We start from the raw sequence: 20,699 nt of genomic DNA on the forward strand, positions 1-20,699 counted from the left end.
GAGGGAACGCCGAGCCTAGGCGAGGCGCCGACAGGCGGGGCAGAGCGTTTTGGTTACTTTTGCGCTTTTCAAAAGTGACCCGCTGTAAGAGCGGAACCCTAAGTAGCCGTTACCTAAATAACGGATCTACCCCCAAAAACCCTCCCCCCACAGCCCCCGGCAAACACCCCGCCCACAAACAAAACGCAACCGACCTCACCAACCCTCTTTCAACATCCGCAACTCAAGATACTGCAACAGCATGATGGTCTTGCCATCGACAATCTCAGCGCTGTGTACCATGGCCAGGGCGGCCTCGAACCCCAGTTCGAGTACCTCGATATCCTCACCCTCATCCTCCAGCCCACCACCCTCACCAACCCGGTCACCCGGCCGGTATTCGCCGATAAAAAAGTGAATGCGCTCAGTCACCGAACCCGGACTCATGAACGCCGAATAGATTTTTTCCACGTGACCCACGCGGTACCCCGTCTCTTCTTCCGCCTCCAGGCGAATACGTTCCTCAGGGCTGGCATTGTCCAGCAAACCAGCAGCGGACTCGATCAAGTAGCCGTGGTAACCGTTGACAAAGGTGGGCATGCGAAACTGGCGAATCAGCAACACCGTGCGCCGCTCGCGGTTGTACAGCAGAATCGTCGCGCCATTGCCCCGGTCATAGATTTCACGGGTCTGCGACTGCCACCTGCCGTCGCGGCGGCGCAGGTCAAAGGTGTACTTCTTCAGCACATACCAGTTATCCGAGAGCAATTCTTCGGCCTGAATGCGAACAGGGCTGTTTTCCATGACAGGGCCTTTTTGTCTTGTGTTATTCAGCATGTCGTGCAAAATCGTGCACAGTCAAGAAAAAACGTGCAGGAAGCCACCCATGTTGACCCAACAACGTAAACAACATCTGCTGGATACGCTGCACCGCGACGGCCGGCTGGTGGCCAAAGAGTTGAGCCAGGCACTGGAGGTTTCCGAAGACACAATACGCCGCGACCTGCGAGAGATGGCCAAGGAAGGTTTGTTGCTGCGGGTGCACGGCGGCGCCTTGCCGGCTTCGCCCGCGATGGCGGATTTTTCGGTGCGCGAGCACCTGGTTCCCGAAGAAAAAATCACCATTGGCCGCGCGGCCGCGCAAATTGTGCAGCCCGGACAGGTGGTGTTTATCGATGGCGGTACCACCTGCCTGCAACTGGCCCATCACTTGCCAAAGGACTTGGGCGCCACCGTGATCACACACAGCCCCTCGATTGCCATGGCGCTGGTGGGGCACCCACAGATTGAAGTCATCATGCTCGGCGGACGCTTGTTTCGCCACTCGCTGGTAGGGGTGGGCGCGGCCACGCTGGAGGCCATCGGGCGGATAAATGCAGACCTGTATTTCATGGGAGTGTGCAGCGTGCACCCCAGTGCAGGCTTGTCTACCGGCGACTATGAAGAGGCAGTGATCAAGCGCGCGTTATGCCACGCTGCCGCAGAAACCATCGTGCTGGCCACCTCAGAAAAGCTCAATACCGCATCGCCCTACCAGGTGGCAGAGCTGGCACAGGTCAGCGCGATCGTCGCGTTGGCCAGTACCCCCCGTGCACTGCTGCAACCCTATGAAGCCCAAGGGCTGACGCTGTATCTCGCGTGACCCGTCAACAGTCCTTGATAGCCCCCCATAACGCCGCGACTTGCGTCGCATCCGACGCTTTAACCCGCGCCAGGTCAATCGGGTACCCGACATCCGGATTCTCGGCAAAACGCGTCGCGGTAAACTGGCCATTACTGGCGCGCACGATGTAGCCGCTGTCCTGGCACAACGCCGAGGCCAGGAAAATCACCCCGGGCGTCACCCATTCGGGCTTGAGGTTGTCAGGCTCGCCGGTCACGCCCCACATACGAGTCTTGGCCACAGGCGAGATGGCATTGACCAGGATCCCAGCCTCGGCCCCTTCCCCACTCAGCGCATTCATGATTCCCAACTGCGCCATCTTGCCCGCGCTGTAGGCCACCAACCCCGGCTGGGCGTATTGCGTGTACATCGCACGGTCAGAAGTGGTCAGCACGATGCGTGGCGCGGCGGATTGCCTGAGGTAGCGCCAGGCGTGCTTGGCCAGCCATATCGGTGCGTAGGCATTGATGCCCATCGCTCGCCGGATAAACGCCTCGTCGGCACCCTCAATGGGTTGATAGCCGACCCAGCCAGCATTGTGGATCAGAATATCGAGCTGTCCGAAATGTGAGATGGCGCATTCGATCAGTTCTCGGCAACCCGCTTCATGGCACAGGTCGCCCGTGTGGCCAACCACCTGTAAACCTTCATTCTGAAGCGCCAGCGCGGCGGTCAAAACCGCTTGCGGATCAGCACCCTCGCCTTGCGTGTCGGCCCCAATATCACTGATCACCACCTGCGCTCCCAGGCGTGCCAACTCACGTGCATAACTGAACCCCAAGCCCCGGGCGGCACCGGTCACGATTGCGGTTTTACCTGTAAAGTCCATCGTTGTGTTCTCCTGAAAGGCACTCCACCCTAACAACCCGTGACCGCTCTGTTTAATACTGAACAACAGCGGTATTGATACCCACGGCGTATCAAGCCCCACAGGCTCCATCTACCTGAAGGAACAGCCCAGATGATCGAAACCCGCCTGCTGCGCCAATTCATTGCCGTCGCCGAAGAGCTGCACTTTCACAAGGCCGCGCTACGCCTGCATATGGCGCAGCCGGCGTTAAGCCAGGCGATCAATCGGCTGGAAGATAAGCTCGGGTTTGCGCTGCTGGCGCGTGACCGGCGTGGCGTGCAATTGCTGCCAGCCGGGGCGGCGTTTGTTCAAACGGCGTACAGCGTGCTCGGGCAATTGCAACACGGCGTCGAACACGCCCGACAGGTGTCCCAAGGCATCGCCGGCACACTCACCGTCACCTCGGTGTCGATTGCCGGCTACCCATGGTTGCTCGACACCCTCAAGCAGTTTCGCCTGGCGTTTCCCAAGGTTCAGTTGGTGATCAAGGAAATGCCTTCCGCCCGCCAGGCCAAGGCGCTACTGGACGGCGATGCGGATATCGCGTTCCTGCGTTATCTGCCGGGCCAGGCAGACAACCTCGAGTCCCGCCTGCTGCTGGATGAGCCGATCCTGATGGCGCTGCCGTGTGACCATCCCCACGCCGGCGACGCCGCTGTCGAGTTGCGGGATTTCGCCGGTACCGATTTCGTGTTCACGCCACAGGTTTTGGGCAGTGGCTATCACCAGCAGTTGGTCGCCTTGTGCGAGGCCGCAGGCTTCTACCCGCGCGTGGTCCAGGAAGCGGATCAGTTGCACACCCTGATCGGCCTCGTGGCCTGCGGGTTTGGCGTGGCGCTGGTGCCGGAGTCGATCGCCCGTTCGATAAGCAGTGACAAGGTGGTGTTTCTTCCCCTCACCGCCACATCGTCCAGCATCGGGCTCTACCTCAATTGGCGCACCGACAATTCTTCGCCGTTACCCGCGCACTTCTTCTGCGTACTGGAAGGAGTGCTGTAATACTTTGCAAGCAATGCTCAGTGACGACTGTCTAAATATTTCCTGCGCAGCCAGGGCATCTGTTAAAACCCGTGCTTCGCCTCTGTCCTGGAACCTTCATGTTTTCACGTTTTCTTTCCCGCCTCGGCCTGCGCTGGTTTCCCCTGCTGTGCATGGCCACCGTGATCATTGGCCTGCCGGTGAGTTGCGCAGTGTTGCAACACAAGGAGCGCGAACTGCTGTTTCGCGTCGAACCGGGCACGGCCAGTTGGTACAGCGGGTTACCGCGTGACGTGCAGGAGTTCGACCTGAAACCTTCGAGCTTCAAGTCAGGGCAAAATATTCATGGCTGGTGGTGGCCGGCTGCGCAGAAGGACGCCCCGGCGATCCTCTACCTGCACGGCGTACGCTGGAACCTCACCGGTCAGCTGTTTCGCATCGAACAGCTGCGGGCCCTGGGCTTTTCGGTGCTGGCCATCGACTACCGCGGCTTCGGTCAGAGCCAGGGTGATTTGCCCTCCGAAACCAGCGTTTACGAAGATGCCCGCATTGCCTGGGAACGCTTCCAGGTATTGCAACCCGACCCCGCCAAACGCGTGATCTATGGGCACTCACTGGGCGGCGCGGTGGCCATCGACCTGGCGGCAGAGTTGGGCAAGCAGGCGGCGGATAACCATATGCCGCCACCGGTGCGCGGGTTGGTAATCGAGTCCACTTTCACCTCCTTGGCGGATGTGGCCACAGCGGTGGCCAACACCTCACTTCCGGTACGCTGGCTGCTCTCACAGAAATTCGACTCCATCGACAAGATCGCCGATATCCACATGCCGCTGCTGGTCGTGCACGGGCTCGCCGACGCCTTTGTGCCCCCACGTTTCAGCCAGCAATTGTTTGATGCCGCACACGAGCCAAAACGCCTGTTGCTGGTGCCCGGTGCCAGCCATAACGACAGCATGCGCCTCGGCGGCAGCAGCTACCGGCAGGCACTGGACAGCCTGATGCAATCCAAGCGGCCAACCCAGATCGCCGGCCCCTCCACCGTGCGCCCGAACAACTCGTAAACCTGCATTCCGGCACCGGTTTGACCAGTGCCTGTCAAGGCGAAAAGCCTGCCCATACTGGCCATAAACGGCGACTGATCAAATATTAACCGCGGGTTAAATCGCCATACCCGCCGGGCTCAAGGGAAGTTATCCACAGAGATACCCACGGTTTTCGTGGACAACTCTTTTTACTTTTTTACGATTTTTTTGCTGATGAGCCTCCTGCCGGAAAGCCTCCTGGCAGCAAAATCTCCTGCGTCGTATCACGAATATCCTTATAGCCCTACGGTGCGCGAATTTCGCTCCATTGGCCCTGTAGGTGCTCTTGGAACAGGACAGCATTCAGATCACCTCTGCCATTGCGTTTCTTCGTTAGGCTGATTAATCTCGCACAAACACGCACTAACGAGCATAAACATGCATAGCATCCACGCTGATGTCGACCTGCCTTCTTTGCGCAAACAAAAAATCCTGCTGATGCTGGAGCGCGACGGCAAAGTCACCGCCTCGGAACTGGTGGACCATTTTGCCGTCTCCCAGGACACCATCCGCCGTGACCTTGGCGAACTGGCCGCCGCCGGCCTGCTGCAACGCGTGCACGGCGGTGCGTTGCCCCGGCCCAAGGACACTGGCAAGGATTTCTTCACCCGTTTTGGCGAAACCACCGCGACCAAACGCCACCTGGCGCAGCTCGCCGCCGACCGTGTGGAAGACGGCCAGATCGTGCTGTTTGACTCGGGCACCACCACCCTGCAAATCGCTCAGTCCTTGCCGCATTCCATCCGGCTCACTGCCGTCACCCACTCACCGATGATTGCCATCGCGCTGTCCGAGCACCCGAACGTCACGGTGATCCTCGCCGGTGGCCAGCTCAACCCGGTGACCATGGCCGCCAGCGGGCACGAAGCATTGCGACTGATCCAGGGCGTCAAGGCCGACCTGCTGTTCACCGGCGTTTGCGCACTGCATCCCCAGGTTGGTATCAGCTCGCTGCACTTCGAGGAAGTGGCGGTGAAACAGGCGATGCTCGACAGCGCTTCCCACGTGGTGGCAGTGACCCTGGCCGACAAACTGGGCGCCGTGGAGCCATTTGTGGTGGCACCGTGCAGCCGCATTCACACGCTGATTACCGAGTGGCACGTACCGCCTGGCAGTGTCGAGGCATATGAATGCCTGGGGCTGGAAGTGATGCAGGTGGACATCTAAGACGCGAGCATTGCCTGAAGGGCCAGCACATCGCTTATCGCATGCCCGCTGGCCGTATTGTCAAAAATACACCAGGCTGGCACACCCTCTTTCATGGCGGCGCGCAGGACCTCATTCAATGCCCATAAGCGCTCGGTTTCGTAGGCACTGTGATAGACACGCGGCGAACCGTGCAGGCGCCAATAACGCACACCTTGCCAGCCTTTTGGTGTGTCGCCCTCAGCGATCACCGGTGGGTCGGCGGCCACCCGGCCTATCTGGAACGCTTGCAATATAGCTTCGCCTTGAGCCCAACTGGCATGCCGCGGTTCAAGCACCACGTTGCCCGCAAAGCGCAGGCGTAACGCCGTGAAAAAACCGGCAGCAGTGATCGCGTCATAACTCAGTGAAGGCGGTAATTGCACCAGCAGGCAACCCAGGCGATCGCCCAGGTGAAGGCACTGTGAGAGGAACTCATCCAATGCGGTATCACAACCGTGCAGGCGCAATTCATGGGTGATACGCCGTGGCACCTTGACCGAGAAACGAAACCCCGGCGGTACTGATTGCGCCCATCGTGCATAGGTTTGCGGGCGATGGGGCCGGTAAAAAGAACTGTTGATTTCAACGGCGTTCAAACACCCGGCGTAACGCTGCAGGTGGGTGCCCTGGCTGGCAAATCGGGGCAATTGCTCACGAGGCAGGCTCCAACCGGCACAGCCCAGAAAAAGCGTCATCAGAACAACACCGATGCGGCGTCCTTCATAAAAATCTCCACCGTCTTCGGCCCGACGCCCTCGAACTGATTCAGGCGTTGTTCAAACTCCCCACGGTCGGCGCTGGCCTCGCGTATTTGGCTGATCTTGCCCGCGTACTCTGCGTTCAACTTGCTGCTCAGGTCGAGCAGCCGTTGCGCGGTGGTTTCGTCGTAACGCACGTAATGCGCCTCGCCGAGCATGGCCACCAACTCGCGTGACGTGCAGTGCTGCAGTTTGCGCGCGGTATTGCGGCCATGCTTTACCACAATTATGTGGTACGCCTGGGCTGCGATTTGCGCCTGGATACGCTTGCCCATCAGGAAGCTGGCGATAAACCACTTGAACAATGCGCTGTCATCGCTAGGCCTGAGCTGTATACCGAGTTCAGCGGCACTGATTGATCGCCCCATGACTGCCTCCGTGCTTCACTCGCCCAGCTTGCGCTCGACCTTGGATGCCTGTTCGTTGATCCGGTCGGTTTGGCGTTGTGTGTCCTTGATGGATGACGGCGTGATGACTTTATCGACAGTTTCGGTCTTGGGGTTGGGACGCTGCAAGCCACCGCCGTCTTTATCAACAAGGCGTTCATCAACAAGGCGACCTTTCTGCGCCTGTTCGGAGCTGATCGCATCGGGGGTTTTGTCGGCGGTTTTTTGGGTGCCCATAGGGGTTCTCCTGCGTTTGAAAAGTCACGCTCCAGTACGGAGCCGTTATGCAGCAGAGCCCATGGTTTTTCGATAGTTCAAGGAAATTGTCCAGGCTGCGGGCCCGAGAAATAAGCACAAATTAATTTAAACCTTTTGCCCGCATGCCCGCTCAACAGTCAGGTAACGGCATCGCGCCATTTCTCAGGAGAAGCATCATGAACCACCTGCTGATGAAACAAATGGGACTGACCTTCGCGCTGGTCGCGGGCTCGATTGGCACCGCCATGGCAGCCACTTCCAATGACTTCGTCGACGCTGCCGCCCAAGGCGGTATCACCGAAGTCGAGGCCGGCAAACTGGCGTTGGAAAAAAGCGGCGCCGCCGACGTCAAGGCTTTCGCCCAGCACATGATTACCGACCACTCCAAGGCTAACCAGGAGCTGGCAGCCCTTGCGACAAAGCTCGACATCAAGGTGCCGGATGACGCCACCCTGACCGACAAAGCCAAGAAAATGATCCTGGAAATTCGCGACGAGTCTTTCGACAAGGCATACGCCAACAACCAGGTGAAGGCCCACGAAGACACCGTAGCACTGTTCAAAAAAGAGGCCACGTCCTCGGACAACGCCGAATTGAAGGCCTTCGCCGAGAAGACCCTGCCTACCCTCGAAGCCCATTTGAAGATGGCCAAGGAGCTGCAGTCCCAGCACGCCAACTAATCCTTTATCACTCAGGAGACACTCGACCATGAGTTCACAACTGCACGGCAAGAAGATTCTGATCATCACCTCCAACACCGGCATCGAGCGCGACGAATTGCTCAAGCCCCTCGAAGGCCTGCGCGGTTTTGGCGCCACGGTGACCCACGGTTCCAGCAAAGGTGGCAGCACCCAGACCTTTGTCAAGGACACCGAGAAGGACAAGACGGTGGAGTCCGATGCCAAGCTTTCAGAGCTGCACGGCGCTGATTTTGATGCATTGGTCATCCCGGGCGGCACCGTCAACGCCGACACCCTGCGCCAGGATCCCGACGCATTGCGGCTGATCAATGATTTTGTCCAGGCCGGGAAAACCGTAGCCGCCATCTGCCACGGCCCGTGGGCGCTGATTGACGCCGGGGTGATTCGCGGCAAGACCCTCACGTCCTACAAAAGCGTGCGCACCGATTTGGTCAATGCCGGAGCGCAAAACTGGGTAGATGCAGAGGTGAAGGAATGCCCGGCCAATGGCTGGACACTGATCACCTCCCGCACACCCGATGATTTGCCGGCATTCAACCAGGCAATTGCCAAAGTACTGGCGGCTTAACACCAGCCAACGCAAACAGGCGCCCTCGGGCGCCTGTTTTTTTCCTGTTCTGCGTCAGCCTTTGCCGTGTTCGGTGGCGTGCGTCGCGCGGTTCGCACCCTTTGGTCCAAAAAATGCCCAAAGCAGCAGCCCCAGCAGCGGCATGAAGATCAGCACCACCACCCATAAGCCCTTGGTTTCCCAGCCACTGCCACTGCGCAGCACGCTGTTGATCGCCCACAGTTCCAGCAGCAACAGAATCACCGCCAAGCCAATCCAGACATATTCGATTTGCATGATTCACCTCCTGAGGTCGTGTTTATTAGGTCAAGCAACACGCCCGAGGGTTCATTAAAATTACAACGAATCGCTCTCGCTCAACGGTTGCGGCACGTGCTCCGTAACCTTCTAGACTCAACGCAACGTTACCTCTCATCCCTCGGAGGCCCAGGATGACTGAGCACATCATCCACTTTCACTGCCAAATCGATCAGGGCACCACGGAGCGCTTTCGTGATTGCTGCCTGGAGGCGATTGAGCAAGGCGCCAGTTCGTTGCTGCTGAACCTGTCGACCACGGGTGGCAGCACCAATTTCGGCTTCACCCTCTACACATTCCTCAAGTCCCTGCCGGTGCCACTGTGTGCGATCAACGCGGGCAATATCGAGTCCATGGGCATCATCATGTTCCTTGCGGCCGGTCGCCGGATCACCACGCCCCACTCACGCTTTTTGATCCACCCGATGAACTGGTACTTCAACCAGAACTCCGTGGACCACCAGCGCCTGCGCGAATACCTGTCGAGCCTGGACAACGACCTGGCCCGCTACGTGAAAATCTACGAACTGGAGACCGCCACTGCCGAAACTCACCTGGACATCTTCAAGTGCCTGTCGGCCGAGGAAAAAGTCATCGCTGCCCACGAATCACTGGCCTACGGAATTGCCCATGAGGTGGAACAGATCGTGTTTGCAGACGACGTCAAGCACTGGAAAGTCAGCGGCGGATAGGCATGGTTTAATGCATGCAACGCACGACGTGACCGTGCAACCTGCACGACCAAAGCCGGTTTATATTTCACGTAATTGCTTGATTTGAAAACAAATAAATTTCTGATTCAAATTGGTACAACTCATGCTGTAGAGCTGTGGACGAGGCGGGCATTTCGACCCGCCCTTTCGCTACCCGTGAGGTGTCACCCATGAACGCCATTGACCTTCTCAAGGCTGACCACGAACGTGTCAAAGCCATCCTGAGCCAACTGAGCGAATCCACAGAGCGCGGTGTAAAGAAACGCACAGAGCTACTGGCCAAACTGGAGATGGAAATCAGCCTTCACACCCGCCTTGAAGAAGAAATCCTCTATCCGGCTTTTCGCAAGGCTGGGGGCAAGGATCAGGAAATCATGTACCACGAAGCCAAGGAAGAACATCGCACCGTCGACTCCCTCGTCTTGCCGGACCTGAAACAGACTTCACCTTCCACCACCGAGTTTTCCGGGCGCGTCAAAGTGGTCAAGGAACTGTTGGAGCACCATATCGAGGAAGAAGAAAGCGAGATGTTCCCACAGGCGAGAAAGCTACTGGGCAAGGCGTTGCTCGAAGAGCTTGGTGCGCAAATGGAAGCGCTGAAAGCCACGCAAAAGAAAGCGCTCGGCACCAAGCCAATGGCGGCTTGATGTCCATTCGTCGCATGCGGGCAAACTTTTTCAAACTTTGATTTGGCCTACGGATTCCCAATTAGGCAACACCATTGATTCGCTCATCATCATTGAGGGTTTTGAAAATGGCTAATAGTGGAAAAACCACCCCAGGCGCTGGTCACAAGGACCAGCAAGATACCACCCGCAAAAGCGGCGGCCAGGGTTCAGGCGGCAACTTCGCCAATGACCGCGCAAAGGCTTCTGAAGCCGGCAAAAAAGGCGGGGCCCACAGCCACGCCCCTGGCTCCAAAAAGTCTTGATTGAGGCGTTGCCGAAGCCTGGATATGTTCCGGGCTTCGGTCTTAATAGCCAAGAGGGATTGAGTCATGAAGGCCCGTATTTCCCGAAGGATCGTACTAGTTGCCTGCTTGACGCTCATACTGGGTTCCCCAGTTTACGCGGCCTTCGGCGACGACACTGCCCCCGAGGCGCCCGCCTTGAGCGGCAACAGCGTCCCAGGCTCCGCACTCCCCCCCGGCACCTACCCCAGCAGCCCAGCCGATGCCGATCGCGGTGGAAGTAATAACGCTGAAACCAAGGCACCAGCACCGTCAAAAAGCGTAACGGGTACACGCCACAAAAGCACCTCGCCCCAGCACCCCGCCAGCAAGACCGGCAAGAAAGCCGTGCCTCAATCGGGAAGTTGAAGCGCCGACTTCAGCGCAGCTCACGCTCGATGTGTTCAATGCTCGGCAGACTGGTTTGCAGCTCTGCCGCGAGTGATTCCACCCGTTGGTACTCGGCACGCGTGCCCCAACCCGCGTGCTGTGGTCAAATGAGCCGGTCACTTCCATGGTTATGCCCGATCTATGAACGCTACACCTACCGACGACAATCCGGCATCCACCGGGGACCGCATCCTGTTCCTGCTCAAGACCCGTGGCCCACTGAAAACCGCGGACCTGGCTGCGTTGCTGGAAATCACCTCCGAGGCCGCCCGCCAGCAGATCCAGAAGTTGCAGGTCGCAGAGTTGATCGTCGGCGTCTCGGCCCCCATCTCGGGTGCCGGCCGGCCATCATTGAAGTGGACATTGACCGCCACCGCCCAGCGCAAATTCCCGGATGCCCACAGCGTGCTGACGTTGCACCTTATCGAATCCATCGAAGGGGTTTTTGGCAGCGAAGGCGTGGAGAAAGTCATCTCCAGCATGGAAGCGGCCGCCAAACACGAATACATCCAGGCCTGCTCCGCCGCATCGAGCTTGCAGGAGAAAGTCGAGATCCTGGTGCAGATTCGCGAACGCGCCGGGTACATGGCGCAGATGGAGCCGCTGGACGATGGCTGGCTATTGGTGGAAAACCACTGCCCTATCTGCGTGGCCGCACGAAAATGCCAGGGATTGTGCCGCTCCGAGTTGCAGATTTTCCAGGCGGCGCTTGGCGAGGAGAACGTGGTGGAACGGTGCGAGCATCTGATTTCCGGAGACCGGCGCTGCGCCTACAGCATCCAGCCCCGCAAGTGAGACAGAAGCTGCGATGGGCTGCGCAGTCCATCGCAGCCGCTGCCTCAAGCAGACGTCAGGCCCATTGCAGATTGAACAGGACAAACGCCAACAGCGCCCAGATCGACAGCACCAAGTGCGTTTTTTAATTACACAAGACGATACTTCTATCGAGTGCGCAGACCGGGCTAAACCCGCACACCCAGCATGCCGCTGGTAATGATGACCGTGACCACGCCGCCCAACGCAATCACCAGCCAGGTCGCCAGCGAACTGCGCGTCTCGCTGACGTTGTGGTTACGCAATACGCCCCGCAATCCGCAGCCCAAATGCGCAATCAGCAGGAACACCGCCAGGGAGTAATGCGGCAGCAGCCGAATGCTCCAAGGATCCGCCAGCAACCCCACCGGCTCGGCCACCGCCCAGGCGTAATCGGTGTCGGTGCCGAAGTAACGCGCCAGGGTAAACACCGAGTTGATATGGGACGCGATAAACAGCGAGAGATAGGCACCCGACGCGGTCTGCAAGGCGTCCAGCAGGTCGGCGCGCGTGACGGTTTTCGGGCGAATCAGCACCAACCCGCTGAGAATCTGGAAGAAAAACGTGACGATGATCACCGGTTCCAACACACCATTGCGGTACACCACTCGCAGCGTATCCATCACCGACTTGTGCACATCGGTACCCAGTATGCCCAAAAGGTGGTTGAACAGGTGCGGCGCCAGGAAGACCAACAGGATCGCCAGGGAGGCGATGCCGTGGGCGACTCGCAGCTTGATGTAGGTCTTGTCCGAGGTCACCAGGCTGATGGTCGGCCCCGTTGAAGACAGCATCGCGAAAAAGCCCGTCAGCGCCAGCCACAGCCCGCTCCATACCGCGATGTCGTGGCCGTAGATTTTCATCAGGTACAGCACCACGCCCATCAGCGTATACGCAGGCGGCGCGGCCACCGCCAGGCACGACAAACGCCGCGCCAGCACCAGGCGTGCGCTCATGGCCGGCTGGGCTCCGGTGACATACACGCAGGCAAATGCCAGCAGCGGTAGCGCATAAGCGCTCAGGATCAGCGCCAGAACGACGGGGGTGCCGGCACCAGCCAGATGCGCCTGGTTGCCCCACGCCAACGCCCATGGATAGTACAGCGCCGCAGCGAACGGCAGCAGCCACAGCCACTCCAGCCAGGGTTTGATAGCTTTGCTTAACATATCGACTTCCCGATGATAAATATCACCCGGAGAGTGCCCAGCCATCGCCCCCTCGACAATTAGCCGCCCTGGCAAAAGCCTTTTACCCAATGGTCACGCCTGGAAGGCCTGCACCATGTAGTCGACGAACAATTTGACCCGCAGCGGCGTCTTGTCGCGCTGGCGATAGCAGATGTAATGCCCCCTGCCCCGCGCCTGCGCCCTATAGCCTGGCAGCAAGACCACCAGGCGCTGTTGCGCGATCCAGTGCTGCGCCTGATAACCGGCAAGCTGCGCCACACCGCCACCGGCTACCGCCGCGAGCGCCACCAGTTCCGGGTCATTGAACAACTGGCTGTAAGGCAACGGCAGCCGCATGAACTGCCCATCGACTTCAAATTCCCACACATGCGGCTTGCCCGATTGCGCCAGGCGAAACGCGATGGTCTTGTGCGCCGCCAGGTCCTCAAGGGTCTGCGGGTAACCGGCCACTTGCAGATACTCGGGCGCGGCGCAGGTGACGAAACTCATCGGTGCCAGCTGTTTTGCTATGACATCGGCGTCTTCCAGCCGCCCGTTGCGAATCGCGACATCCACCCGGCCTTCGGCGAAATCCACATGGCGATCGTTCAGGTCAAACTCGAGGGTGATGTCCGGGTGGGCCTTACAAAACCCGGCCAGCAGCGGCGCAATGCACTTGCGCCCAAAACCCACGGTAGAACTCACCCGCACAACGCCGGACGGCGACTGGGTGGATTGCTTAAGCGCTTCGGTAGCGCGCAAAAGGTGCTCGACGCTGGGCAGGCATTCTTCGAAAAAACGTCGCCCCTCCTGGGTAACAGCCACACTGTGGGTCGTACGTTCGAGCAGCTTGATGGCCAGTTGGGTTTCCAGACGCGTAATGCTGCGGCTGACCGAAGGCACTGAAATGCCCAGGTCGCGAGCCGCCTCACTGAAGCTTTCGCTGGCCGCCACTTTCATGAAGGCGATGACGCCGGCGAAATTTTTTCCGATGGACATCGGTGGGTATCCTTGGGCAGCGCACGTCAAAAACCTCAACAGTACTCAATCGAAAAACCGAATGCCCTAGCCAATCTGACGGCTTTTCAATAGACCAACATCCGCGAGCACACGGGCAGACTGCCGGCCAAGAGCCTGATCACGGCGCCTGCTCAGTATCGAAATGCTCTCGGGAGCGCCTGAATTCATCGGCGTTTTCCACCACCCACGTCCACAGTGGAATCATGTGCACCAGCAGTTGTTTGCCCAGCGCCGACAGCTGGTATTCAACCTTGGGCGGCACTTCCTGAAAGTCATGGCGCAACACCAGGCCGTCGCGTTCCAACTGGCGCAAGGTGCGTGTGAGCATGCGCTGGGTGACGCCTTCCATGCGCCGGCCAATCTCGGCGTGGCGCAGGCGCCCGTTCACGCCCAACAGGTGCACGATGCCCAACGACCAACGGTTCCCGGCGTGGGTCAACACCTGGCGCTTGAGCCCGTCGTCATCAGCGCTGAGGGCTTCGCAGGCAGCTTGTGAGCGCCTGATGATCTCGTCGTTATCCACCTTCTACTCCCGGTATCACTGGTGTGCCTTCTTATGCGCGGTCGGCAATTCTGCAAGCATGGCACGACTTTCACTTGAACCGAGAACCCTATGATTGCTTCGATCCTTGTACTGGGCGCCGGCGAGTTGGGCCTGGCCGTACTGCGCCAATTGTCACGCCTTGCCGCACCGCAGAATGTGCCGGTAACCGTGTTGCTGCGCCCTGCCACGCTGAACTCGACCGACCCCGCCAAACAGCAGGAAACCAGCGAACTGCGCGCACTGGGCATTGAGCTGTTGGCCGGTGACCTGGCCAACGATTCCGAAGCCGAACTGGCGGCGGTGTTCGCTGACTATCACACCGTAATCTGTTGCATCGGTTTTGCCGCCGGCATTGGCACCCAGCGCAAACTGACCCGCGCCGCCATCGCAGGCGGCGTGAAACGCTATGTGCCGTGGCAGTTCGGCGTGGACTACGACGTGATTGGCCGAGGCTCGGCCCAGGACGTGTGGGATGAGCAACTTGACGTACGCGACTTGCTGCGGGGCCAGCAAGGCACGCAATGGGTGATCGTCTCCACCGGAATGTTTACCAGCTTTCTGTTTGAACCTTCATTCGGCGTCGTCGACCTGGCGCAAAATACCGTGCACGCACTGGGGGATTGGGACACCGCCGTCACCGTCACCACCCCAGAGGATATCGGCCTGCTGACCGCGCGCATCCTGTTCAGCGAGCCACCGATCATCAATCAAGTGGTGTACACCGCTGGCGACACGCTGACCTATGGTGAGCTGGCAGATACTGTCGATGCGCAACTGGGGCTCAGGCTAAAACGCGAACGCTGGCCGGTGCCGTACCTGCAAACCAAACTGGCCGCTGCGCCCTTGGACAATTTGATGAAATACCGGGTGGCCTTCGCCCAAGGCAACGGCGTGGCCTGGGACCCCGCCATCACCTTCAATGCGCAACAGCAGATCGCCGTGACCAGCGTCGCCCAGTGGATTGAGCAGAACCTCAAGGCACCGGCAACCAGCCGCTGAATCGCCCCTGGCTATCCAGCGCGCACCAGCCGAAGTCCCACAGCAGTGGCGGCAACGTTTGCAGTGGCACGCCACTGCCCTGCTTCCAGTCCACCACCTGCAGCGGCGAGCCTTGCCAGGCCAGGACCACGCCCCGGGCCTGGCTGCTGTCATCGCTGACCCAGCGGGCCGCTGCCGCTGTCATGAACGCCTCGATGGGTTCTTCATCGATCTGCGCGCAATACACCGAACCGAGCAACCAACGGCACACACTTACGTGATAGGTCCAGTTCAGGGATGGACGGTTGCGATACGCCCACGTCATGAAACTGCGAAACAGGTTCAAGCCCTCCGGCGGGTCGAGCTTGAGCAAACCGGGGCAGATGTCGAACAAGCTGTGCCAGTACGGCAGCAACCGTGCATCCAGGTGGACAAAACAACGGGCGTTACTTGGGTATTCGACAGACGGCAACAGCACGTCACCGCGCGACGGACGGCGCGACGCCTTGCTGACCAGGCGGGCAGCGCCGGAAGGCAGGATAGAACTCATGGAAACCACTCACACTCGTGACAACAGAACGCCGCCTGGTAACAGGAGGCCCACGGTAAACGTCAGGATGCAGGGGAAGCGCGAGGGTTGGCCGAGGGCCACGAGTACCGCGGAGGTGCCTTGTTGCGCCGCTCATGGGCCGGGCGCGGCTTTTGCCCAAGGCCCAACAGCCAAGCCAGGCAAAACAGGAACACGATGCCCAGGGTCACGGCAGAGCACACCGGGCACGCGAAGAAATTCGACCAACTGCTGGCTGTCGGGTTACCAAGGCCTGCGTCCGAGGCCGGCGCCTTGGTGCCCAGGCTTGAGCAGAACTGCCCGCCCAGGCCGTTCAGCTCCAGGCCCATCATCTGCCCATGGCCCAAACCGCAGACGAACACATTGAACAGGACGCAAAAATACAGGGTCCAGGCAATGAGTGAACGGTCCGGGCGGGAGAGTTTCATGGCGGCGACTTTACCACCGAATATCTAACCTCATGAAGCCTGCCCTTGCCTGTGACAGAACGTCGCAGATTACGTGCAGAGGCCGGGGTTGTTAGAATGCCACGCTCTCCTCGCCTGATTTAACGCTTCGTGGTACCCAGGCGCTTCACAGGATGCACAGTTGATGAGTACGTTATTCACCCGCCGCAAAGTCCTCACCGGCATGGGCCTGCTCGGCCTTGGCATGTTGGCTGGCTGTGACAACAGCCCCAAACTGAACTTCAAGTACGGCAAGGACCTGAGCGACAAGATCATGGGCCGTACCTTCAAACTCAAGAACACGGACGGCGAAACCGTCACCTTGAGTTCCTTCCGTGGCTTGATGCCCGTGGTGTTCTTCGGCTTCACCCAGTGCCCGGCCGTGTGCCCGACCACACTGGCGCGCATGGCCCAGGCGAAAAAACTGATGGGCCGCGACGGCAAGATCATGCAGGTGGTGTTTATCACCCTCGACCCGGAACGCGACACACCCAAGATTCTCGACGCCTACGTCAAGGCCTTCGACCCCAGCTTCGAAGCGCTGTACGGCACCCCGGAAGAAATCGCCGTGGCCGCCAAGGAATTCGGGATTTTTTATGAAAAGATCCCCGCCGGCGACAGCTACACGCTCTCCCACACCGCCACCAGCTTTGTGTTTGACACCCGGGGCACCCTGCGCCTGGGCCTGTCCGCCTCGCTTAATGCCAAAGAGTGCGCAGAAGACCTGCTCACCGTCATGGAGGTCTGCTAATGACTGCCGTTCAACACCTCAAGCGCATCGCCCTCGGTCTCTCCCTGCTGGGCCTCGCGGCGCACGCCAGTGCACAGGCGGTGGTCAGCGACGCCTGGGTACGCGCCTCGGTACCGGGCCAGCCGTCCAGCGGCGCCTTCATGACCGTCACCGCCGACACCGACAGCAGACTGCTCAGTGTGGCCTCGCCAATCGCCAAGACCGTGCAGATCCATGAAATGACCATGAAGGACGATGTGATGCGCATGGGCCCGGTGGACTCGGTTCCGTTGCCCGCCGGCAAGGCCGTCAAGCTCGACCCGGACGGTTACCACGTGATGCTGATCGACCTCACTGCGCAGATCAAGGAAGGCGACCAGGTGCCGCTGACCGTTACCGTGGAAAACGCCAAGGGTGAAAAGCAGTCGATTGAAGTGAAGGCCCAGGCCCGTGCGTTGAACGCAATGGAGCCGATGGATCACAGCAAGATGCACTAAAACGCCGATCAAAATGTGGGAGCCCGCTCCCACATTTGCCCTTCAGTGCCTGATAAATCGGGCACATCCCCTTCATACTTTTTTCGTCTCACCTCAACACTTTCTATATATTTTCAATCTGCAAACCAACTCGTTAGCCTGCGCATGCCGGACGCGTCTCCCTGTCGCCGTCCGGCCAGATAATTCTAAAAATAAGCAGCAGACAACGGGAATAACAATGAACAAATCCCCCATTACCCTGGGCCTGACCTCGGCCACCCTCGGTTTGACCCTCGCCTTCCCAACCTTTGCCGAAGCTGACTTTTTCAAGGACAGCAAGGCCGACCTCGAATTTCGCAACTTCTACTTCAACAGCGATTTCCGCCAGGACAACGCCAAGCAGTCCAAGCGTGATGAGTGGGCTCAAGGGCTGATACTCAATTACCAATCGGGTTACACCGAAGGGCTGGTTGGATTTGGCCTCGATGCCATGGGCCTGCAAGGTCTGAAACTGGACTCCAGCCCAGACCGGCAAAACACTGGCCTGCTCCCCGTGGGCGAGGACGGCGCCCCGGACAGCTACAGCCGGATAGGCGCCACCGCCAAAGCGCGGATTTCCAAGAGCGTGCTTAAAATCGGCACGCTGATCCCCAAACTGCCCACGGTACTGCCCAACGACGGCAGGCTGCTGCCCCAGACCTTTCGCGGCACCCAACTGACCAGCCAGGATATCGACGGGCTGACTTTCGACGCCGGGCGCCTGACCAGTAACACCCTGCGTAATGACAGCAGTCACGACGATATCCAAGCCTCCGGCAAAGGCATAAAAGGCGCGGTCCCAAGCGATAAATTCGACTTCGCCAGCGCCAGTTACAGCTGGACCAAAACCCTGGTCACCGGCTATCACTACGCGAACCTTGAGAACAACTATAAGCAGCATATTTTCAACGTGCTCCACACGCTTTCACTGGGTGATGCCCAGTCCTTCAAGACCGACCTGCGCTATGCCGACTCCAGCAAGGAAGGCAACAGCAACGTCGATAACCAGGCCTTCGGCGCCAAGTTCACGTACAGCATCAGCGGCCACTCGTTCGGCGCCGCCTACCAGCGCATGAAAGGCCTCACTGGTTTCCCGTCCCTGGAGGGTACCGACTCCTACTTGGTGAACTACGTGATGATCTCGCCGGACTTCGCCAACCCCGAGGAAAAGTCCTGGCAGGCTCGCTACGACTATAACTTCGCCGCCCTCGGCATTCCCGGCCTGACCTTCATGACCCGCTACCTCAAGGGCGACAACTTCGAGCGCAGCAAAGGCGTGGAAGGCACCGAGTGGGAGCGCAACACCGATATCGGCTACGTGTTCCAGAGCGGCGCCCTGAAGAACCTTGAAGTGAAATGGCGCAATGGCACGTATCGCAGCAATGGCAGCGGCAGCGATATCGACCAAAACCGCTTTATCGTCAGCTACACCCTGCCCTTGCTGTGATTTTTTCCGGAGCGTTGCACATGAATACCAAAAAAAGCCTGATGCACCTGGCCGTCGCCCTTGCGCTGTTCAGCAGTTACGGTGCCTATGCCGCCGACACTGGTGCGCTGCCCTGCAAAACCACCGAAGAGTGCGCGGCCCAGGCCGCCAAAGTCGGCGCCACACCGGGCTCTTCGCAAACGGCCCACAAGGCCAAGGGCGACCCGACCCAAACCCAGTTCGCCTGGTTGAACCGCATCAACAAAGCCTCGATCGTGATGCTCACCGAAGAAGGCATCGTCAAGCCGGACATGGGCCACAAGATCGCCGGCGGCGTACGCTTTGCCATCGACCAGGCCGACCAGCCCGACGGCAAACGCCCGGAAGACGTGCTGCAACTGGAAAAAATCATGACCGACAAGATCGGTCCTGAAGCGTCGCTGATCCACTCCGGCCGCAGCCGCCAGGACATGCTCGCCACCTACCGCCTGGCCAAGCTGCGCTCGCAGGTATTGGCCTATAGCGACGCGCTGAACGCCACCCGCCAACGTATCCTGAACATCGCCGACAAAAACATCGACACCCTGGTGCCCGCCTATACCAACGGCGTGCAGGCCATGCCCATCAGCTACGCGCATTACCTGCTGGCGTTCGAAGCCGCATTTGATCGCGACGGCCAGCGGATCCGCGAACTTTACACCCGCCTCAACCAGAGCCCGATGGGCACCGCGGTGCTGGCGAACTCCGCCTACCCGCTTAATCGCGAACGCCTGGCCGAGTTGCTGGGGTTTGATGGCGTGCGGGAGAACTCCCTGGATTCCAGCCAGGTGTCGACCTATGACATTCCAATCGAGGCGGCCAACCTGGCGGCGTCTTCGGCGATCCGCATCGGCGCGATGATCGGCGATATCCATACCCAGTACCATCAGATCCGCCCTTGGCTGCTGCTGGACGAAGAGTCCACCTACACCAGCAGCGCGATGCCGCAAAAGCGCAACCCGGGGTTGTTGATGCGCACCCGCGAATCAGCCTCCGACGTGGTCGGCCTGGCGCAGACCGTGACCCTGCGCGCGCATAACGTCACCACCGGCATGACCGACTACAAGTTCGCGTTTGATTCGTTGGGCTTGTTCCAATCCACCGATGAGATGTTCAAAAGCATGGACGCCGTGCTGGATGCGCTGCAAATCAACCCGCAGCGTGCGCTGGATGAACTGGAGTCGGAATGGACCACGTCCATGGAGCTGGCCGACACCCTGGAGCGTCAGTTCAAGGTGCCGTTCCGCATTGGTCACAGCTTCGCTTCTTTGATCGTCACCGAGGCGCGCAGCAACGGCACCACGCCAAAGACCTTCGCGTATGCAGACGCGCAAAAGCTGTACACCCAGGCGGCGGACAAATACAAATGGACGCCCAATACCTTGCCCCTGGATGAGGCAGGCTTTCGTGCGGCGCTGTCGCCGACCGCGATGGTCAAGACCCGTAAAGGCACGGGTGGGCCGCAGCCGGAAGAGGTCAAGCGGATGTTGGTGGAGGCACGTAAAACACTCGACGCGGACCAGAGCTGGTTGAAGGAGCGTCGTGAGAAGTTGAAAGGTGCCGAAGGCAACCTGGACAAGGCCTTCGACAAGTTGCTGAACGCCAAGGGCTGAAATGCAAGCTGAATGTGGGGGCGGGCTTGCCCGCGATAGCGGAGTGTCAGACAACAGATTTATCGACTGACATACCGTTAT

General features: G+C 59.4%; 25 protein-coding genes and 1 pseudogene. 15 read left to right on the forward strand and 11 right to left on the reverse strand.

The window, feature by feature from the left end; genetic code table 11:
* Window positions 1–195: 195 nt before the first annotated feature.
* Window positions 196–783, reverse strand: a complete 588-nt coding sequence (gene nudK, locus ACZRN6_RS33190; protein ID WP_464009770.1) for a GDP-mannose pyrophosphatase NudK — start codon at window positions 781–783, stop codon at window positions 196–198.
* 82 nt (window positions 784–865) lie between these two features.
* On the opposite strand from nudK, the gene ACZRN6_RS33195 reads away from it, so the two are divergent.
* On the forward strand, window positions 866–1,621 hold the full coding sequence (locus ACZRN6_RS33195; protein ID WP_322144873.1) for a DeoR/GlpR family DNA-binding transcription regulator: 756 nt from the start codon (window positions 866–868) through the stop codon (window positions 1,619–1,621).
* 4 nt (window positions 1,622–1,625) lie between these two features.
* On the opposite strand, the gene ACZRN6_RS33200 is transcribed toward ACZRN6_RS33195, so the two are convergent.
* On the reverse strand, window positions 1,626–2,471 hold the full coding sequence (locus ACZRN6_RS33200; protein ID WP_464009771.1) for an SDR family NAD(P)-dependent oxidoreductase: 846 nt from the start codon (window positions 2,469–2,471) through the stop codon (window positions 1,626–1,628).
* A gap of 132 nt (window positions 2,472–2,603) precedes the next feature.
* Between ACZRN6_RS33200 and ACZRN6_RS33205 the strand changes: the two genes are divergently transcribed.
* From ACZRN6_RS33205 to ACZRN6_RS33215, 3 genes are all read left to right on the forward strand, one after another.
* Complete coding sequence (locus ACZRN6_RS33205) at window positions 2,604–3,491, forward strand: LysR family transcriptional regulator (protein WP_464009772.1); 888 nt, start codon at window positions 2,604–2,606, stop codon at window positions 3,489–3,491.
* A gap of 98 nt (window positions 3,492–3,589) precedes the next feature.
* Window positions 3,590–4,531, forward strand: coding sequence for an alpha/beta hydrolase (locus tag ACZRN6_RS33210; protein WP_464009773.1), 942 nt, complete (start codon window positions 3,590–3,592; stop codon window positions 4,529–4,531).
* A gap of 399 nt (window positions 4,532–4,930) precedes the next feature.
* Entirely contained in the window at window positions 4,931–5,719 is a 789-nt protein-coding gene (locus tag ACZRN6_RS33215; protein WP_464009774.1) for a DeoR/GlpR family DNA-binding transcription regulator, read from the forward strand.
* On the opposite strand, the gene ACZRN6_RS33220 is transcribed toward ACZRN6_RS33215, so the two are convergent.
* Genes ACZRN6_RS33220 through ACZRN6_RS33230 form a run of 3 tightly spaced genes read right to left on the reverse strand, consistent with a single transcriptional unit; the run spans window position 5,716 to window position 7,121 of the window.
* Window positions 5,716–6,435, reverse strand: coding sequence for a DUF72 domain-containing protein (locus ACZRN6_RS33220; protein ID WP_464009775.1), 720 nt, complete (start codon window positions 6,433–6,435; stop codon window positions 5,716–5,718). The genes ACZRN6_RS33215 and ACZRN6_RS33220 overlap by 4 nt on opposite strands.
* Window positions 6,435–6,866: a DNA methylase gene (locus ACZRN6_RS33225; RefSeq protein WP_464009776.1), complete on the reverse strand. Its 432-nt coding sequence runs from the start codon at window positions 6,864–6,866 to the stop codon at window positions 6,435–6,437. Before ACZRN6_RS33225 ends, ACZRN6_RS33220 begins: the two co-directional genes overlap by 1 nt.
* Window positions 6,867–6,881: 15 nt before the next feature.
* Window positions 6,882–7,121 (reverse strand): hypothetical protein, encoded by a 240-nt coding sequence (locus ACZRN6_RS33230; RefSeq protein ID WP_464009777.1) that lies wholly within the window; start codon window positions 7,119–7,121, stop codon window positions 6,882–6,884.
* Between the two features lie 197 nt (window positions 7,122–7,318).
* Here ACZRN6_RS33230 and ACZRN6_RS33235 point away from each other — a divergent pair, with 197 nt between their 5' ends.
* Together ACZRN6_RS33235 and ACZRN6_RS33240 are read left to right on the forward strand one after the other, a co-directional pair.
* Window positions 7,319–7,822 carry a DUF4142 domain-containing protein gene (locus ACZRN6_RS33235; protein ID WP_464009778.1) on the forward strand — a complete coding sequence of 168 codons (504 nt, stop codon included), beginning with the start codon at window positions 7,319–7,321 and terminating at the stop codon, window positions 7,820–7,822.
* A 28-nt stretch (window positions 7,823–7,850) separates the two neighbouring features.
* Window positions 7,851–8,411 (forward strand): type 1 glutamine amidotransferase domain-containing protein, encoded by a 561-nt coding sequence (locus ACZRN6_RS33240; protein WP_322144864.1) that lies wholly within the window; start codon window positions 7,851–7,853, stop codon window positions 8,409–8,411.
* Between the two features lie 54 nt (window positions 8,412–8,465).
* On the opposite strand, the gene ACZRN6_RS33245 is transcribed toward ACZRN6_RS33240, so the two are convergent.
* On the reverse strand, window positions 8,466–8,687 hold the full coding sequence (locus ACZRN6_RS33245; protein WP_322144863.1) for a PLD nuclease N-terminal domain-containing protein: 222 nt from the start codon (window positions 8,685–8,687) through the stop codon (window positions 8,466–8,468).
* Window positions 8,688–8,842: 155 nt separating this feature from the next.
* On the opposite strand from ACZRN6_RS33245, the gene ACZRN6_RS33250 reads away from it, so the two are divergent.
* The 4 genes and pseudogenes from ACZRN6_RS33250 to ACZRN6_RS33265 all read left to right on the forward strand — a co-directional run bounded on the left by ACZRN6_RS33250 (window position 8,843) and on the right by ACZRN6_RS33265 (window position 11,555).
* Window positions 8,843–9,400, forward strand: a complete 558-nt coding sequence (locus tag ACZRN6_RS33250; RefSeq protein WP_322144862.1) for an ATP-dependent Clp protease proteolytic subunit — start codon at window positions 8,843–8,845, stop codon at window positions 9,398–9,400.
* Between the two features lie 191 nt (window positions 9,401–9,591).
* Window positions 9,592–10,068 carry a hemerythrin domain-containing protein gene (locus ACZRN6_RS33255; RefSeq protein ID WP_322144861.1) on the forward strand — a complete coding sequence of 159 codons (477 nt, stop codon included), beginning with the start codon at window positions 9,592–9,594 and terminating at the stop codon, window positions 10,066–10,068.
* A 170-nt stretch (window positions 10,069–10,238) separates the two neighbouring features.
* A pseudogene (locus ACZRN6_RS33260) lies at window positions 10,239–10,352 on the forward strand (con-10 family general stress protein); the annotation flags it as partial.
* Window positions 10,353–10,901: 549 nt separating this feature from the next.
* Window positions 10,902–11,555 carry a helix-turn-helix transcriptional regulator gene (locus ACZRN6_RS33265; protein WP_322144859.1) on the forward strand — a complete coding sequence of 218 codons (654 nt, stop codon included), beginning with the start codon at window positions 10,902–10,904 and terminating at the stop codon, window positions 11,553–11,555.
* Window positions 11,556–11,722: 167 nt separating this feature from the next.
* On the opposite strand, the gene ACZRN6_RS33270 is transcribed toward ACZRN6_RS33265, so the two are convergent.
* From ACZRN6_RS33270 to ACZRN6_RS33280, 3 genes are all read right to left on the reverse strand, one after another.
* On the reverse strand, window positions 11,723–12,739 hold the full coding sequence (locus ACZRN6_RS33270; RefSeq protein ID WP_464009779.1) for a hypothetical protein: 1,017 nt from the start codon (window positions 12,737–12,739) through the stop codon (window positions 11,723–11,725).
* Between the two features lie 93 nt (window positions 12,740–12,832).
* Window positions 12,833–13,738, reverse strand: coding sequence for a LysR family transcriptional regulator (locus ACZRN6_RS33275; RefSeq protein WP_464009780.1), 906 nt, complete (start codon window positions 13,736–13,738; stop codon window positions 12,833–12,835).
* Window positions 13,739–13,877: 139 nt separating this feature from the next.
* Window positions 13,878–14,282 carry a winged helix-turn-helix transcriptional regulator gene (locus ACZRN6_RS33280; RefSeq protein ID WP_322144856.1) on the reverse strand — a complete coding sequence of 135 codons (405 nt, stop codon included), beginning with the start codon at window positions 14,280–14,282 and terminating at the stop codon, window positions 13,878–13,880.
* Window positions 14,283–14,372: 90 nt separating this feature from the next.
* Between ACZRN6_RS33280 and ACZRN6_RS33285 the strand changes: the two genes are divergently transcribed.
* The gene (locus ACZRN6_RS33285; RefSeq protein ID WP_322144855.1) at window positions 14,373–15,302 is read left to right on the forward strand and encodes an aromatic alcohol reductase; all 930 of its coding nucleotides are present in this window, start codon (window positions 14,373–14,375) and stop codon (window positions 15,300–15,302) included.
* Here ACZRN6_RS33285 and ACZRN6_RS33290 read toward each other — a convergent pair.
* Together ACZRN6_RS33290 and ACZRN6_RS33295 are read right to left on the reverse strand one after the other, a co-directional pair.
* Entirely contained in the window at window positions 15,277–15,831 is a 555-nt protein-coding gene (locus ACZRN6_RS33290) for a putative natural product biosynthesis protein (RefSeq protein WP_464009781.1), read from the reverse strand. The genes ACZRN6_RS33285 and ACZRN6_RS33290 overlap by 26 nt on opposite strands.
* Before the next feature lie 62 nt (window positions 15,832–15,893).
* The gene (locus ACZRN6_RS33295; RefSeq protein WP_322144853.1) at window positions 15,894–16,277 is read right to left on the reverse strand and encodes a DUF2946 domain-containing protein; all 384 of its coding nucleotides are present in this window, start codon (window positions 16,275–16,277) and stop codon (window positions 15,894–15,896) included.
* Between the two features lie 163 nt (window positions 16,278–16,440).
* Between ACZRN6_RS33295 and ACZRN6_RS33300 the strand changes: the two genes are divergently transcribed.
* The 4 genes from ACZRN6_RS33300 to ACZRN6_RS33315 all read left to right on the forward strand — a co-directional run bounded on the left by ACZRN6_RS33300 (window position 16,441) and on the right by ACZRN6_RS33315 (window position 20,618).
* Complete coding sequence (locus ACZRN6_RS33300) at window positions 16,441–17,046, forward strand: SCO family protein (protein WP_322144852.1); 606 nt, start codon at window positions 16,441–16,443, stop codon at window positions 17,044–17,046.
* Window positions 17,046–17,522: a copper chaperone PCu(A)C gene (locus tag ACZRN6_RS33305; protein ID WP_322144851.1), complete on the forward strand. Its 477-nt coding sequence runs from the start codon at window positions 17,046–17,048 to the stop codon at window positions 17,520–17,522. Before ACZRN6_RS33300 ends, ACZRN6_RS33305 begins: the two co-directional genes overlap by 1 nt.
* Window positions 17,523–17,739: 217 nt before the next feature.
* On the forward strand, window positions 17,740–18,987 hold the full coding sequence (locus ACZRN6_RS33310) for an OprD family porin (RefSeq protein ID WP_322144850.1): 1,248 nt from the start codon (window positions 17,740–17,742) through the stop codon (window positions 18,985–18,987).
* A gap of 20 nt (window positions 18,988–19,007) precedes the next feature.
* Window positions 19,008–20,618 carry an argininosuccinate lyase gene (locus tag ACZRN6_RS33315; protein ID WP_322144849.1) on the forward strand — a complete coding sequence of 537 codons (1,611 nt, stop codon included), beginning with the start codon at window positions 19,008–19,010 and terminating at the stop codon, window positions 20,616–20,618.
* Window positions 20,619–20,699: the final 81 nt, after the last annotated feature.

The sequence above is a fragment of the Pseudomonas sp. A125 genome (assembly GCF_055409485.1).

Coding starts and splice junctions, on each gene's coding strand:
- ACZRN6_RS33250 (WP_322144862.1), top strand. CDS start 8,843: ATGACTGAGCACATCATCCACTTTCACTGCCAAATCGATCAGGGCACC.
- ACZRN6_RS33255 (WP_322144861.1), top strand. CDS start 9,592: ATGAACGCCATTGACCTTCTCAAGGCTGACCACGAACGTGTCAAAGCC.
- ACZRN6_RS33200 (WP_464009771.1), bottom strand. CDS start 2,471: ATGGACTTTACAGGTAAAACCGCAATCGTGACCGGTGCCGCCCGGGGC.
- ACZRN6_RS33215 (WP_464009774.1), top strand. CDS start 4,931: ATGCATAGCATCCACGCTGATGTCGACCTGCCTTCTTTGCGCAAACAA.
- ACZRN6_RS33220 (WP_464009775.1), bottom strand. CDS start 6,435: ATGACGCTTTTTCTGGGCTGTGCCGGTTGGAGCCTGCCTCGTGAGCAA.
- ACZRN6_RS33205 (WP_464009772.1), top strand. CDS start 2,604: ATGATCGAAACCCGCCTGCTGCGCCAATTCATTGCCGTCGCCGAAGAG.
- ACZRN6_RS33270 (WP_464009779.1), bottom strand. CDS start 12,739: ATGTTAAGCAAAGCTATCAAACCCTGGCTGGAGTGGCTGTGGCTGCTG.
- ACZRN6_RS33290 (WP_464009781.1), bottom strand. CDS start 15,831: ATGAGTTCTATCCTGCCTTCCGGCGCTGCCCGCCTGGTCAGCAAGGCG.
- ACZRN6_RS33245 (WP_322144863.1), bottom strand. CDS start 8,687: ATGCAAATCGAATATGTCTGGATTGGCTTGGCGGTGATTCTGTTGCTG.
- ACZRN6_RS33310 (WP_322144850.1), top strand. CDS start 17,740: ATGAACAAATCCCCCATTACCCTGGGCCTGACCTCGGCCACCCTCGGT.
- ACZRN6_RS33285 (WP_322144855.1), top strand. CDS start 14,373: ATGATTGCTTCGATCCTTGTACTGGGCGCCGGCGAGTTGGGCCTGGCC.
- ACZRN6_RS33295 (WP_322144853.1), bottom strand. CDS start 16,277: ATGAAACTCTCCCGCCCGGACCGTTCACTCATTGCCTGGACCCTGTAT.
- ACZRN6_RS33210 (WP_464009773.1), top strand. CDS start 3,590: ATGTTTTCACGTTTTCTTTCCCGCCTCGGCCTGCGCTGGTTTCCCCTG.
- ACZRN6_RS33230 (WP_464009777.1), bottom strand. CDS start 7,121: ATGGGCACCCAAAAAACCGCCGACAAAACCCCCGATGCGATCAGCTCC.
- ACZRN6_RS33305 (WP_322144851.1), top strand. CDS start 17,046: ATGACTGCCGTTCAACACCTCAAGCGCATCGCCCTCGGTCTCTCCCTG.
- ACZRN6_RS33300 (WP_322144852.1), top strand. CDS start 16,441: ATGAGTACGTTATTCACCCGCCGCAAAGTCCTCACCGGCATGGGCCTG.
- ACZRN6_RS33225 (WP_464009776.1), bottom strand. CDS start 6,866: ATGGGGCGATCAATCAGTGCCGCTGAACTCGGTATACAGCTCAGGCCT.
- nudK (WP_464009770.1), bottom strand. CDS start 783: ATGGAAAACAGCCCTGTTCGCATTCAGGCCGAAGAATTGCTCTCGGAT.
- ACZRN6_RS33240 (WP_322144864.1), top strand. CDS start 7,851: ATGAGTTCACAACTGCACGGCAAGAAGATTCTGATCATCACCTCCAAC.
- ACZRN6_RS33265 (WP_322144859.1), top strand. CDS start 10,902: ATGAACGCTACACCTACCGACGACAATCCGGCATCCACCGGGGACCGC.
- ACZRN6_RS33235 (WP_464009778.1), top strand. CDS start 7,319: ATGAACCACCTGCTGATGAAACAAATGGGACTGACCTTCGCGCTGGTC.
- ACZRN6_RS33315 (WP_322144849.1), top strand. CDS start 19,008: ATGAATACCAAAAAAAGCCTGATGCACCTGGCCGTCGCCCTTGCGCTG.
- ACZRN6_RS33195 (WP_322144873.1), top strand. CDS start 866: ATGTTGACCCAACAACGTAAACAACATCTGCTGGATACGCTGCACCGC.
- ACZRN6_RS33275 (WP_464009780.1), bottom strand. CDS start 13,738: ATGTCCATCGGAAAAAATTTCGCCGGCGTCATCGCCTTCATGAAAGTG.